9 protein-coding genes and 1 other RNA gene are annotated in these 13,604 nt (G+C 61.3%); 9 read left to right on the top strand and 1 reads right to left on the bottom strand.

Annotated elements, in window-relative coordinates:
- The first annotated feature begins 115 nt into the window (after positions 1-115).
- On the top strand, positions 116-1,294 hold the full coding sequence (locus PCA31118_RS13525) for a PA0069 family radical SAM protein (RefSeq protein ID WP_150625723.1): 1,179 nt from the start codon (positions 116-118) through the stop codon (positions 1,292-1,294).
- Positions 1,295-1,495: 201 nt separating this feature from the next.
- On the opposite strand, the gene PCA31118_RS13520 is transcribed toward PCA31118_RS13525, so the two are convergent.
- Positions 1,496-1,984 (bottom strand): Lrp/AsnC ligand binding domain-containing protein, encoded by a 489-nt coding sequence (locus PCA31118_RS13520; RefSeq protein WP_069341766.1) that lies wholly within the window; start codon positions 1,982-1,984, stop codon positions 1,496-1,498.
- Between the two features lie 104 nt (positions 1,985-2,088).
- On the opposite strand from PCA31118_RS13520, the gene PCA31118_RS13515 reads away from it, so the two are divergent.
- The 8 genes from PCA31118_RS13515 to PCA31118_RS27045 all read left to right on the top strand — a co-directional run bounded on the left by PCA31118_RS13515 (position 2,089) and on the right by PCA31118_RS27045 (position 12,293).
- Positions 2,089-3,375: a D-amino acid dehydrogenase gene (locus PCA31118_RS13515; RefSeq protein WP_150625722.1), complete on the top strand. Its 1,287-nt coding sequence runs from the start codon at positions 2,089-2,091 to the stop codon at positions 3,373-3,375.
- Positions 3,376-3,476: 101 nt separating this feature from the next.
- Complete coding sequence (ald, locus tag PCA31118_RS13510; RefSeq protein ID WP_150625721.1) at positions 3,477-4,610, top strand: alanine dehydrogenase; 1,134 nt, start codon at positions 3,477-3,479, stop codon at positions 4,608-4,610.
- A 387-nt stretch (positions 4,611-4,997) separates the two neighbouring features.
- The gene (gene ubiG / locus PCA31118_RS13505) at positions 4,998-5,696 is read left to right on the top strand and encodes a bifunctional 2-polyprenyl-6-hydroxyphenol methylase/3-demethylubiquinol 3-O-methyltransferase UbiG (protein ID WP_150625720.1); all 699 of its coding nucleotides are present in this window, start codon (positions 4,998-5,000) and stop codon (positions 5,694-5,696) included.
- A gap of 1 nt (position 5,697) precedes the next feature.
- Complete coding sequence (gene gph / locus PCA31118_RS13500; RefSeq protein ID WP_150625719.1) at positions 5,698-6,426, top strand: phosphoglycolate phosphatase; 729 nt, start codon at positions 5,698-5,700, stop codon at positions 6,424-6,426.
- A gap of 118 nt (positions 6,427-6,544) precedes the next feature.
- Positions 6,545-10,552 (top strand): DUF748 domain-containing protein, encoded by a 4,008-nt coding sequence (locus PCA31118_RS13495; protein WP_174990462.1) that lies wholly within the window; start codon positions 6,545-6,547, stop codon positions 10,550-10,552.
- Between the two features lie 30 nt (positions 10,553-10,582).
- Positions 10,583-10,954: a transfer-messenger RNA gene (ssrA, locus tag PCA31118_RS13490) on the top strand.
- Positions 10,955-11,163: 209 nt separating this feature from the next.
- Positions 11,164-11,970: a hypothetical protein gene (locus PCA31118_RS13485; RefSeq protein WP_150625717.1), complete on the top strand. Its 807-nt coding sequence runs from the start codon at positions 11,164-11,166 to the stop codon at positions 11,968-11,970.
- An 89-nt stretch (positions 11,971-12,059) separates the two neighbouring features.
- Positions 12,060-12,293, top strand: coding sequence for a hypothetical protein (locus tag PCA31118_RS27045; RefSeq protein ID WP_174990461.1), 234 nt, complete (start codon positions 12,060-12,062; stop codon positions 12,291-12,293).
- The last annotated feature ends 1,311 nt before the right edge of the window (positions 12,294-13,604 follow it).

Genomic DNA, 13,604 nt, shown 5'->3' with positions numbered 1-13,604 from the left:
TCTTTCGTCTCCGTCAAAATACTGTATAAAAACACAGTATAATGACGATCATTCCCTGCGACTGCCGCCGATGCGTCACAGGGTCTGCCATTCAGCAGACGACAGGAGACAAACCATGGCATCCTCATTCGCGCCGCCCCCGTCGCGCAAAGGCCGAGGCGCTACGGCCAATCTCGAATCGCGCTTCTCGGAATTTCGTCGCGAAAGCGACGAGAATCGCCACGAATCGGACGCGGCCCAGGAATGCGAGGTCAAATTCGTGACGCAGGTCGCCCTGGAGACCGCACGAACGATTATTTCGCGCAACACGTCGCCCGACATTCCATTCGACCGTTCAATCAACCCCTATCGCGGATGTGAACACGGCTGCACGTATTGCTTTGCGCGGCCAACGCACGCCTATCTCGGACTGTCCCCAGGGCTCGACTTCGAAACTCGCCTGTATGCCAAGCACAACGCCGCCGAACGCCTCGATGCCGAATTGCGCAAGCGCGGATACCAACCCGCCCTGCTCGCACTGGGCGCGAACACCGACCCTTACCAACCGATTGAGCGGGAGTACGGCATTACGCGAGGCGTGCTCGAAGTGCTTGAGCGCTTTGGCCATCCGGTCGGCATTACGACGAAGTCGGCACTGGTCACTCGGGACATCGACATCCTGTCGCGCATGGCCGAACGTGGACTCGCGAGGGTTTTCATTTCGGTGGGAACGCTGGATGCGGAGATCGCCCGCAAGATGGAGCCCCGCGCCAATACGCCGCCCAAGCGTATCGAGGCCATTCGCAAGTTGACCGACGCCGGCATCCCGACCGGCGTGATCGTGGCGCCGATCGTGCCCGCCCTCACCGACTTCGACATCGAACGTGTGCTGACGACGGCAGCCTCCGCTGGTGCGACGTACGCCGGCTACGTGATGTTGCGACTTCCAAGAGAGGTTCACGACGTATTCGTCGATTGGCTCGAAGCCAATTACCCAATGCGGGCGCGCCACGTGATGAGCCTGATCGAACAAGTCCGGGAGGGGAAACACAATAGTGCGGAGTTCGGCTCCCGCATGCGGGGGACCGGCTTGCATGCCGAGTTGATTCGACAGCGCTTCCATCTGGCGGCCCGCAAGTTGGGGCTCAATCAGGCGCGTCCGCCATTGAGAGTGGATCAGTTTCGCGTCCCCGATCGGCCGCCCGGCGCCGCTGACACGAACGGCAACGCTACGTCGGTTGGCACAACGATCCGACGCGACGCGATCAGCGCCGGAGCCACCGGCAAAGTCGACCCGCAAATGCCGCTTTTCTGACAGACCGTCAAATGCGGCGCCGCAATGTGCGGCTCCCGCAGGCGCTCCGTCAACGCGGGTCGATGCCGCAGCCTCGCGGGCGCTCGATAACACTCGATAACGCTCAATAACGCCCGATAGCGCCCGATAGCGCCGTCTATCGACGGCCCCACGTCACCTCCAAGTTGCAAAGCCGCGGCCTCACACGCCCGCGTGTGCGCATCACTCCTCGACGTGCACGGTGAGCGTCTCCTTGATCTCCTCCATCACCACGTAGCTTTTCGACTGCACGGCGCCCGGCAGTTGCAAAAGAATGTCGCCCAGCAACTTGCGGTATTCGGACATCTCACGAATACGCGCCTTGATCAGGTAGTCGAAGTCGCCGGAGATCAGGTGACACTCCATGACTTCCGGAATGCGCAGCACTTCCCGGCGGAACTGATCGAACATGTTGCCGGACTTGTGATCGAGCGTGATCTCCACGAACACCAGGAGTGCCGCCCCGAGCGCCGCCGGGTTCACGCGGGCGAAGTACCCCATGATCACGCCGTCGCGCTCCATGCGCTTCACGCGTTCGATACACGGGGTTATCGACAGCCCGACCTGTTCCGACAGGTCCTTCATGGACATCCGGCCGTCTTGTTGAAGCAACGTCAGGATCCGCCGATCGAGCCGGTCCAGCGTGCGGACCGATTGCTGCTGCACTCTCATGATTAATTCCTGAATTCAGGCGATATACATTAACTAAACCTACCAATCCGAGAATAGCATGCGAATTATTACTGCATAACTATGGTTTTACAGGAGTCAACGCAATGAAGGTCATCGTTCTCGGCAGCGGCGTCATCGGCGTTACCAGCGCCTACTACCTGGCCAAGGCCGGGCATGACGTCACGGTGCTCGATCGTCAAGCGGGTCCGGCGCTCGAAACCAGCTTCGGCAACGCCGGCCAGATTTCGCCCGGTTACGCGTCGCCCTGGGCGGCCCCGGGGATTCCGACCAAGGCCGTGAAATGGCTGTTCCAGAAGCACGCGCCGCTTGCCGTTCGTCCGGACGGCACGCTCACGCAATTGAAATGGCTTTATCAGATGCTGCGCAATTGCACGCCCGAGCGTTATGCCGTCAATAAGGAACGCATGGTGCGAATCGCGGAATACAGCCGCGACTGCTTTCGCGAGTTGCGCGCCGAAACGGGTATCGCCTACGAAGGCCGCCAGGCAGGCACGCTGCAACTCTTCCGTACGGAAGAGCAACTGGCCAATGCCGCGCGCGACATCGCCGTACTCGAAGAGGCCGGCGTGCCGTTCGAGTTACTGGATAGCCAGGCGCTGGCCGGCGCCGAGCCCGCACTGGCTACCGTCGCACACAAGTTGACGGGGGGCCTGCGCCTGCCCAACGACGAAACCGGCGATTGCCAGTTGTTCACCACGCGACTGGCGGCCATGGCCGAAGCGCTTGGCGTGAAATTCCGTTACGACATGCCGATCGATGGGCTGAGCGTGGCTGGCGACAAGATCGAGGGCGTGGTTTGCGCAGGGATGCTGCAACGTGCGGACGCCTACGTCGTTGCGCTCGGCTCGTATTCCACCCCGTTCCTGCGCGGCATCGTTGACATCCCGGTGTATCCGCTCAAGGGGTACTCGATCACCGTGCCAATCGTCGACGCCTCGCGCGCTCCGGTGTCGACGATCCTGGATGAGACCTACAAGATCGCAGTGACCCGTTTCGACGATCGCATCCGCGTTGGCGGCATGGCCGAAGTCGTCGGATACAACAAGGCGCTCAATCCGGCACGCCGCGCCACACTCGAAATGGTGGTCAACGACCTTTATCCGGGCGCCGGCAACACGGCACAAGCCTCTTTCTGGACAGGCTTGCGCCCCATGACGCCGGACGGTACGCCGATTGTCGGCGCCACGTCGCTGCGCAACCTGTTCCTGAATACCGGACACGGCACGCTGGGCTGGACCATGTCCTGCGGGTCGGGCCAACTGCTGGCCGATCTGATGTCCGGACGCCGGCCCGCCATCCTCGCGGACGACCTGTCCGTGGCGCGCTACAGCGGCGCGTCGGAGGCACAGGCCCAACCGGCCTTCGCCTGATTCGCGAAACGGCACCTTCGGGTGCCGTTTTTGTTTGTCCTTGCCGCATTGTCATACCCGTTGTTTGCCGTTCCAACAAAACACAACACAGGAGACGCATCATGAAGATCGGTGTACCCAAGGAGATCAAGAACCACGAATATCGCGTAGGCATGACGCCCGCAGCCGTACGCGAGGTGGTGGCACGCGGGCATGAGGTGTGGATCGAGACCCAAGCGGGCGAAGGCATTGGCATGGACGATACGATCTACGCGGCTGCCGGTGCGCGCATTGCTGCCAACGCCGTCGATGTCTTCGACCGTGCCGAGCTGATCGTCAAGGTCAAGGAACCTCAAGCGATCGAGCGGGCGCGATTGCGGCCTCATCACACGCTGTTCACTTATCTTCACCTCGCCCCCGACCCGGAACAGACGCGCGACCTGATCAAGAGTGGCGCCACGTGCATTGCGTATGAAACTGTGACGTCCGCAAGCGGCGGCTTGCCGTTACTTGCGCCCATGTCGGAGGTCGCAGGCCGCATGTCGATTCAGGCAGGCGCCACGGCGCTCGAAAAAACCCACGGGGGACTTGGGCTGCTGCTCTCGGGTGTACCGGGAGTGGAAGCCGGCAAGGTCGTCATTCTGGGTGGCGGGGTCGTCGGCACCAATGCCGCAACCGTTGCGGTCGGGATCGGCGCGCAGGTGACCGTCATCGATAAATCGGTCGACGCCTTGCGCCGCATCAGCGCGCAGTTTGGCGGCCGCGTGCAAACCGTCTATTCGACGCAGCACGCCATCGAAAGCCATTTGCGTGACGCCGACCTCGTCATCGGCGGCGTACTCATTCCCGGTGCCGCAGCACCCAAGCTCATCACGCGGGCGATGCTCGGCCTGATGCGCAGAGGCTCGGTCATCGTCGATGTCGCCATCGATCAGGGCGGATGCTGCGAGACGTCGCACCCGACCACGCACGCCGACCCCGTCTATGTCGTCGATGGGGTCGTGCACTATTGCGTCGCCAACATGCCTGGGGGCGTGCCGCGCACCTCGACCTTTGCCCTGAACAACGTGACGCTGCCGTTCATTCTTCAATTGGCCGACCATGGCGCCGTTGCCGCCATGCGCGCCGACCCGCATCTTCTCGCGGGCCTGAATGTCGCGCGCGGCATGGTGACCAACCGGGGCGTTGCCGAGGCGCTCGGCCTCGTCTATCACGACCCGAACGCTGTATTGGCCCATCTGCCGGCCGCCGCCTGACACGGGGGAGGTAAGCGCCCCCCCGAACCGGAGCGACCACGATATGCAGGCGGCGACTTCGGGTCGCCGCCTTCGCCCCTGAATCCATCTCGTTTCAGCACGTTCGGCCGCTGCCGTCCGGCGTGAACGGAGTCTCTGACCTTTCGGGCAGACGGGCGGGTAGACGTGGCCCGGTATTCTCATGCCACGCCTGCCTGCCGGCGCGCGTGTCGCTACGCCCCTGACGATAACCGCGAAGTCCCCGTCACGCCTTGCGCTTTGGACATGGGCGTACTCACTTCGTTATACTTGCCGCATCTCGACGGCGCCCGCCGACCATCCGGTTCACAGGGCACGCGCGGCCATGTCACATCCGGTCTGCGTCGATCCGTCAATGTCCATGAGCAAGTGATGAACGCCGATCTGCAAGAACTCAATAAATTCAGTGAACTGGCCCACCGCTGGTGGGATCCGCACAGCGAATTCAAACCGCTGCACGAGATCAACCCGCTGCGCCTGGACTGGATCGAACAACATGTGCAGCTGCAAGGCAAACGTGTGCTCGATATCGGCTGCGGCGGTGGCATCCTCTCCGAATCGATGGCCCGTCAGGGCGCACGCGTGAAAGGCATCGACCTGTCGAAGAAAGCGCTTGGCGTGGCGGATCTGCACAGCCTCGAAGCGGGCCTGAACATCGAATATGAAGAAATCGCCGCCGAGGCGCTCGCTGCGCGCGACGCAGGAACGTACGACGTAGTCACATGCATGGAAATGCTGGAACACGTGCCCTCGCCCGCGTCCATCGTGGCCGCCTGCGCCACCCTCGTGAAGCCGGGCGGTCATGTGTTCTTCTCCACGCTCAACCGCAATCCGAAGGCCTGGCTGCTCGCCGTGGTCGGTGCCGAGTATGTCCTGCGCATGTTGCCGCGCGGCACGCATGACTACGCCAAGTTCATTCGCCCGTCGGAACTGGCGTCGTTCACCCGTGCCAGCGGTCTCACCCTGCGCGACATGCGTGGTCTGTCCTACAATCCGATCAGCAAGCGTTACTCGATCAATCGCGACACCGACGTCAACTACATGATCGCGTGCACACGCGACGCCTGATATGTTCGAGCCCCCCGCCCGAGTCTCCGACTCCCTCCTCGACACCCCCGCCCCGACCCTATTGCATGGCGACATTCGCGCCGTGCTGTTCGACCTCGACGGCACGCTCGCCGACACGGCGCCCGATCTCGTCGCCGCGGTCAATAAGGTGCGTATAGACCGAGGTCTGCCGCCCGGGCCTTATGAAACGCTGCGGTTGCAGGCGTCGCATGGCGCTCGCGGATTGATTGGCAGTGCGTTCGGTGTCACGCCGGAGGATGCTGCCTTTGCGTCCCTGAGAGACGCCTTCCTTGCCAACTACGAAGCCGCATTGTGCGTGCAGAGCCATTTGTTCGAAGGCATCCCCGCCCTGCTCGCGGCGCTTGCCGAGCGCGGTATGCCCTGGGGCATCGTGACCAACAAGGCAGCACGCCTCACCAACCCACTCGTGAAATTGCTCGGGCTTGCGGACAACGCCGCCTGCGTGGTTTCGGGCGACACCACACCGCACAGCAAGCCACATCCTGCGCCGTTGTTGTACGCAGCGGAGTGCCTGGGCATTGCACCCGCACAGATCGTGTACGTCGGAGACGATCTACGCGACGTGCAGGCAGGCAAAGCGGCTGGAATGGCAACGGTGGCTGCGGCCTATGGTTATTGCGGTGACTCGCTCGCGCCTGCTCAGTGGCAGGCCGACGCCGTCGTCGAACGCGCGGGCGCGATCGCCCCGCTGGTGATGTCACCGGCGTAAGCCGCCGGACCATCGCCTGCCGAAACGCCGCGACGCATGCCGTGGCCGCGTTTCGGGACTGTCCCGCCGCGCTTCAGTGGCACGGCGTATGCTTCACTGGCTACTTACGGGAGACCGCATGGCCGAGCAAGCGAACGATCGCAAATCCTCGACGGAATCCTCCGCAGGCGGTAATCGCCTGCAGCAAGGTGTCGCCCGCGCTCAAGCGCTCGGCCGCGACCCCAACGTGCGCCGCCGCGCCCGTAAAACCGGCCTGTGGGCCGCCGGCATCATTGCCATGTTCGGTGTCGTCGGTTACTTCACCGTCCCGGCCGTGCTCAAGCACTACGCCGTCGACAAACTGTCCGCCTATCTCGAACGGCCGGTGAGCGTGGGCGACGTCAGCTTCAACCCGTACACGCTCCGCCTCGATCTGCACAAGGTGCACATCGGCGACAAGACGCCGGGTCAGCCCTTCGTGGACATCGGCGAGCTGCGCGTCAATGCGTCATGGAGTTCGCTGTTTCGCTTCGCGCCGGTGATCGGCGAACTGTACGTCGACACCCCGGTCGTCAATATCGTGCGCACGGCCCCGCAACGCTTCAATTTTTCGGACATCATCGATCGCGCCACGTCGGGACCACCGTCGCCCGAGCCGTCGAAACCGGCGCGTTTTGCCCTGAACAATGTGCAGATCAAGAACGGCACGATCCGCATCGACGACACCTATCAGGACGAAAAACACGTCGTCGACAATCTGCAAGTCGGTGTACCGTTCATCGCCAATTTGCCGGCCGACACGGACATCTTCGTGCAGCCGCTGCTCCAGGCGTCCATCGACGGCGCGCCGCTGCACATCTCCGGGCAAACGAAGCCGTTCGCCGACTCGCTCGAGTCGACTGTCGACATCAAGATCGACCGCCTCGACGTGCCGAAGTATCTCGGATACTCGCCGATGACGGTTCCCGCGCAGATCAAAAGCGCGGCAGTCAGCACCGACCTGAAGCTACGGTTCACACGTGACAAGGACGGTAATCACGTGGTGCTAACGGGCACTGCGGGGCTGGCCGATGCAGTAGTCAACGAAGCCGACGGGTCGCCGCTTGTTGCGGTCAAACAGGTTGACGTAAAACTCGGCAAGATCGAACCGCTGAACAACGTCTACCACATCGATAGCGTGCGCATCGACGGACTCGACCAGCACGTCACGCTGGAGAAGGACGGTTCTATCAACGTGACGCGGGCATTGCTGCCGCAGCGTCCAGTGCTCAAGGCGGTGGGTAAAGCCGTGGACGAAGCCGCCGCGTCGCCCAAGGCCAGTGAAGCGGCAAAGTCCGCGCCGAAGGTGGCTGCCGAACAGACGGCGCGCCCCGCGACCCCGGCCTCTGCGGCCGAGGCGGCCCAGGCGAAGGCGGCCGCAGCAGCCCAGCCTTCACCGCTCGACCTCTTGGTGGGCGAAGTCTCGCTCGTCAACAGCAAGTTGCGTTTCACCGACGAGCGCGGGGCGAAGCCTGCCAGCGTGTCCTTGGAGAACGTCCGGTTCGCGGTGAAACAATTCTCGACGCTCGGCAAGGATCCGGCGTCCTACGAGGCCTCGCTCGGCATTCAAAGCGGCGGTTCGCTCAAGGCGCACGGGCAATTCAGCCTGCCTGCCCACAACGCCACGGGGGAACTCGACGCGCAGTCGATCGCGCTCGCTCCTTTGCTGCCCTTCGCACAGGGAGCGCTTGCAGGCGATCTGAAGAGCGGGACGGTCGGCGCGCAGGCGAAGTTCAGCGCAGCCTTTGCACCGGACAAGCAGCCGAACGTTCAGATCGAGCCGGCCACGGCCACGCTCGAAAAGATCGAATGGCATACGGGCAACAAGAACGACGCGCCGCTCAAACTCGCCAAGGCACAGGCAAAACTGTCGCATTTCGATCTCGGCGCCCGGCAAGCGGTGGTCGACGAAGTCACGGTCACCGGTCTCGATCTGGCGGCCCGGCGCGACAAGGACGGCACGATCAACCTCCTGGCGCTGACCGGCAACGGTCAACCCAAAGCAGCCGCCAGCCGTGGCAACGGCAGCGGAATCCAGGCGCGTGTCGGCACCGAACGGGGGCGCCGCTCGTCAAAGGGAACGGTGTCGAGTACGTCTGGTACGTCCGGTACGTCGGGTGCCGACGGATGGCAGTGGAAGGTCGGCAAGGTGGCCGTCGAGAACGCCAGCGTCGGATTTGAAGACCGCGCGGTCAAAGGTCGCCCGATCAACGCGAGGTTCGCACCGCTGAACATCAAGCTTCAGAACGCCTCCCAGGACATGACCAAGCCGTTGCAGCTCCAGATCGACGGCACGCTCAACAAGAAGGGTTCGCTGAACGCGACCGGCAACATCACGCCGCAACCGCTGTCCGGTGACCTCCAGGTCAAGACACAGCAGCTCGATCTCGCGGCCTTCGACTCGTACATGAGTGACGAACTTAACGCGAGCATCGCGAGCGCCCTGCTCTCGAGCAACGGCCGCACTACGTTTGCCATGAAGGGAGAGACCACGCAAGCAACGTATCGCGGCGACGCTACGCTCGGCAACGTACGCTTGCTTGACAAGGTGACGACCGACGACTTCGTGCGCTGGAATGCGTTGTCGGTGCAGCAAATCAATCTGGCGATCGGCAGCGGCAAACCGAACGTGCAGTTGGGCAGCGTTGCGCTCTCTCGCTTCTATGCGCGGCTGATCATCAATGCCAACGGCCGGTTGAATCTGGCAGACGTCGTCGGCAACAAGCAGGCGCCGCGCTCGCTCACGCGCGCGAACGAAGGCATTCCGCTGGATGCGGCGTCTGCCGCGAAGCCACCGCTCGATGCGGCCGCGTCGGCGGTAGAAGCGGGACAACCGACCGAAGTCGAGAAAAAGGAGCAGTCGCCGGGCCAGACGACCGTGGAGCGCGGCCCGGGCTATGGCACCGGCAAGGCGCTGCCTGCGGACGTCCACATCGGGCGTATTACGCTGCAAGGCGGGAACATCAACTTCACGGACAACTTCGTCAAGCCGAACTACACCGCCAACCTGACGGACATCGGCGGGCGTATCGGCGCGTTCGGCACCGCGACAACCGAGCCCGCCGACGTAGCGCTGCAAGGCAAGGTCAATCGCAACGCCCCGATCAACATCAACGGCAAGATCAATCCGCTGGCGCCCATGGCGTTCGTGGATCTCGGGGCAAAAGCGGATGGCATCGAGCTGACCAACCTCACGCCGTACTCGACGAAATACGCGGGCTACCCCATCGAAAAGGGCAAGCTGACCGTCGACGTGCACTATCTGCTCGATCAGGCGAAGCTCACGGCAAACAATCACATCTTCATCGACCAGTTGACGTTCGGCGATCATGTCGACAGTCCGACGGCAACGAATCTCCCTGTACGCCTCGCGGTGTCGTTGCTTAAGAATTCGCGAGGGGAGATCGATGTGGACATTCCGATTTCGGGGTCCCTGGACGATCCCCAGTTCAGTCTCGGCGGCGTGATCTTCCGGGCCTTCGTGAACCTCATCGTCAAGGCCGTGACGGCGCCGTTCAGCTTGCTGGCGTCTGCGTTTGGCGGTGGCGATCAGGAGCTCGGCTACGTTGAATTCGCCCCTGGCAGTGCACGTCTGACGCCGGCAGACGAGAAACGTCTGGAAACGCTGGTCAAGGCGCTCAACGATCGTGAGGCGCTCAAGCTGGACATCGTGGGACGTGTCGACCCGGCGAAAGACACCGACGGGCTGCGCAGCGTTGCGGTGGAGCGCGCCATCAAGGCCCAGAAGGTCAAGTCGATGGTCGGCAAGGGGGAGAGTGTCGACGTCGACAGCGTGACGGTCACCCCTGAGGAGCGCAGCAAATACCTGACGGCCGCGTACAAGGCGGCGGACTTTGCCAAGCCGCGCAACATGATCGGCTTTACCAAGTCGCTGCCCGACGACGAGATGGAGAAGCTCATGGAGACGAACGTCAAGGTCGGAGAGGACGATTTGCGGGCGCTGGCGGAGCGACGTGCTCAGCGGGTGCGCTCATGGCTGGACGGCAAGATCGCGTCCGACCGCCTGTTCGTAGTGGCGCCGAAGCTCAATGCAGACGGCATCAAGGACAAAGGGGCGACGACGCGGGTGGACTTCGCACTCAAGTGATGCATTTGTGTCATAATGCAAAGTTCCACAGGGGCCGACATGGTTTCGACGTGGGTAGCAAAGCGATTCAGGGCATACCGAGGACCCGTCACCTCGTTAATCAATGGGAAATTAAGTAACTGCTAACGACTCTCGTTACCAGCTGGCAGCCTAAGGGCCGCCGTCCTCTGCCTAGTTCACTGACGGACTAGTGTCGCAAGACCGGTAGCAATACCGCCAGAGGTCATATACGTCAGTTAAGCTTTGGCGGCGCCATGACGCCAGGGTCGAAAATTTAGTGGATCGCTGCTGCGTAGCGTGTTCGTCCGCGACAAAGCAGTTAAATCAAACGACTGAACTAAGTATGTAGAACTGGTCGTGGAGTACTTGCGGACGCGGGTTCGATCCCCGCCGGCTCCACCAAAATTCTGACCGTCAACGACAACGAACGACAGTCAAAAACCTTGTAAAGACGGGCCTTCGGGCCCGTTTTTCATTTCTGCGTCGTTGTCGCTGGTTGTCGTTGATTTTCGGACAAATGGCACGTAAACGGCACGCAAAATCCGCTTCGCGACGAGATCGACGCCTTCGCTTACTCTGTCTCGCGATAAATCGATAAATAGGACGCGCCGGTGCCCTCCGAAAACAACAAAATCGAAAGCCCCCCGGATTGGGGAGGCGACGGCCTATCGTCGATCAGCCAGCTATTGATCGGGAATGAATGGGCAACATTCGTTCACTCGGCAGATTGGCACAAGGGGCTTTCGGATATCTTCGAAGCGCTCACCAAGTGCAACGCGGAGTTGGTCTACGGCGTGCTAAAACGTCCAGATCAAATCGCTCGCCTGTTGGCAATCACCGCAACAAACCATTGGGTGGCCGCAGCTCGCACAGCCGAGGCCGGGCACTGTCTCCCGACATATGCTACCGGGCGGGCCGCAACAGAAATGGCGCTGTATGCGTGGTATATGACGCACGACCAATCTGCTGCCGCGCGGTGGGCCACGAAACCGGACGCGGCAGACCGCAATGCCTTCAGAGCATGGTCGAAAGAATTCTCCGTGGCACCGATCGCCAGAGAACTTGCAAAATGCAGCAACGACGGGGCCAAGTGGGCAAAAGACCTCCACCAGACCGCAATTGATTTCGGGGCTCATCCAAATTCCGTTGCTCTCTTTTCAAATCTAAGTCACAAACCAATCGGCAACGGCAAATCTCTGTTGAACCTCACGTACGTACACGCGGACGGCGATCTTTTTCTGGCCTCACTCAAGTACGCTTTCGAAGTCGGGTTATTCGTGATAGCAATGATCAGGCTCGCCTTTCCCGAAATGCGTCAGACGACCGAATTATCGTCCTGCCTGGACCGCCTCACGGCAGAACTCACCAATCTCGTGGCCGCATATCACAGCGAACGGGGTGCCTCCAAAGATGCATGAGCTTAGCGCCTGAAGGTGTATTTGGGCCTCTCCATCGCTTGCCATACACTAACCATATCTCCGCCTCGCCCCAAAACTAGACCGTCACCATGCAATCCATCAAGTCCGTTTATCGCGGATGCTTAATCGACATCGAAATCGTCGAACGCACCGAGTCATGGAATGTATCCATTAGGGTCACTCCATTTGACGGAGTCGAGCTTATCGAGCCATTCGGAACGAGAGAACTGAAGTTAGCAAAAGGCGAGGAATTGGACGAGATTCGAGACGCATTGATTGAGGAGGTACGCATGGCGATCGACCACCGACTCGTCGGGTGCTAAACACGACCGCCGTCCCCGATTTGCGCGTGGTCGGACACGGTAACCCCAAGGGCCGAACACGGACTGGGAAGAAAATTCGGGCGAAACTCGCCGAGAAATTGCTAACGTAGTGGCGTTTGGAGAACGTACCATCGGTCCGCCGTTTCGCTCTGCGGTGCGTACTTGCATTCTGGGGGCGTTCCGTGTGGTCCTACCTCATGACACTTCGGCGCGGAGCGCGCTGCTATCGCAGTGTGTACGCCTTTGCATCCCGAAGGTTTTCCGTTGCCCATTTCGCTCCCTCTTTGCAAGCCACGGACACAGAGGGATAGCGTTCGGTACCATTAATATGCAAGCCCGGACGGCCCCTTTCGTCGTAGTAGCCATAAATGACCCAGCGGTACGCCCCATCTTCTTGAGCGGCCGCGTCAACACAGTAGTAATAGGCTTCGCTTGGCATACACGATTTCCCCGACTTTCCCAAGTAGTCACGATCTGGTGTCTATCCACCGTCTAGCCAGCTCGGAAATTTGCTCCATAGCTGCCGTCTCCTGGATGCTCTTCTCTATATTAAGTCTCCGCTCCACACGCGAGGAGGCGAGTCCTTCGATAATCTTGAAAATTTCCGCCTCTCCTCGGCATCGCCCGTCTGGGGACGAAACGACGGTGCAGACAACGCGGTAATGCTTGTGAATAAATGATAAAGCGGTGGCCATGCAATTTCCTTTCCAAAACGGCCAATATTATGTTTTTGGGACCGCGGTGGTGTGAATGTTGAACATACCCCCGATCTCGCATATTCGCATGTAGAACAACAACGTAGCTACGCCACATTTCCACGGATCGCCGCATGGGGAACTGCGTGAGCTCTGCGCATAGATACGCACACATTTTATGCAATGCAAAAGGCATGCTCAAGCCAGTACGGGCGGGCTTAGGCGCCGGGTCCCGACCTGCATAAAATGTGTTGTATCAAGCGGGCAGGCGTGGCGGGGTCATGACCGCGCGCGCCGGCCTTTGATGGTGGGGTGCCAGCCAACAGGAAGAACGCCGGGGGCAACGCCCTTGCCCGCCCGCACAACAGGCCGGACGCGCCCGTCTGACCCTGCGCCTACCCCGCGACACCAGCCGGTTGTGGGGCCTCTGGTGCAGCCTCGATTTTGGGTTAAAATACTGTACATAAACACAGTATTTCGTCATGGCACGCCGACAGACTCCCCCACCGAAACGACGGGCATTGACCAGGATCGAGCTACGCGCGATATGGGAGCGCGCGCCGACGCACGAGGTCCGCGAGCTGCTTTGGGAGATTCACCGTTTGCACGGCGTGCT

The organism is Pandoraea captiosa (assembly GCF_902459775.1).
In the GTDB taxonomy this organism is placed as follows: domain Bacteria; phylum Pseudomonadota; class Gammaproteobacteria; order Burkholderiales; family Burkholderiaceae; genus Pandoraea; species Pandoraea captiosa.
Note: the sequence above shows the minus strand (reverse complement) of the source record. Positions and strands in the feature narration are given on the sequence as shown.

Coding starts and splice junctions, on each gene's coding strand:
- PCA31118_RS13525 (WP_150625723.1), top strand. CDS start 116: ATGGCATCCTCATTCGCGCCGCCCCCGTCGCGCAAAGGCCGAGGCGCT.
- PCA31118_RS13520 (WP_069341766.1), bottom strand. CDS start 1,984: ATGAGAGTGCAGCAGCAATCGGTCCGCACGCTGGACCGGCTCGATCGG.
- PCA31118_RS13515 (WP_150625722.1), top strand. CDS start 2,089: ATGAAGGTCATCGTTCTCGGCAGCGGCGTCATCGGCGTTACCAGCGCC.
- ald (WP_150625721.1), top strand. CDS start 3,477: ATGAAGATCGGTGTACCCAAGGAGATCAAGAACCACGAATATCGCGTA.
- gph (WP_150625719.1), top strand. CDS start 5,698: ATGTTCGAGCCCCCCGCCCGAGTCTCCGACTCCCTCCTCGACACCCCC.
- PCA31118_RS13495 (WP_174990462.1), top strand. CDS start 6,545: ATGGCCGAGCAAGCGAACGATCGCAAATCCTCGACGGAATCCTCCGCA.
- PCA31118_RS27045 (WP_174990461.1), top strand. CDS start 12,060: ATGCAATCCATCAAGTCCGTTTATCGCGGATGCTTAATCGACATCGAA.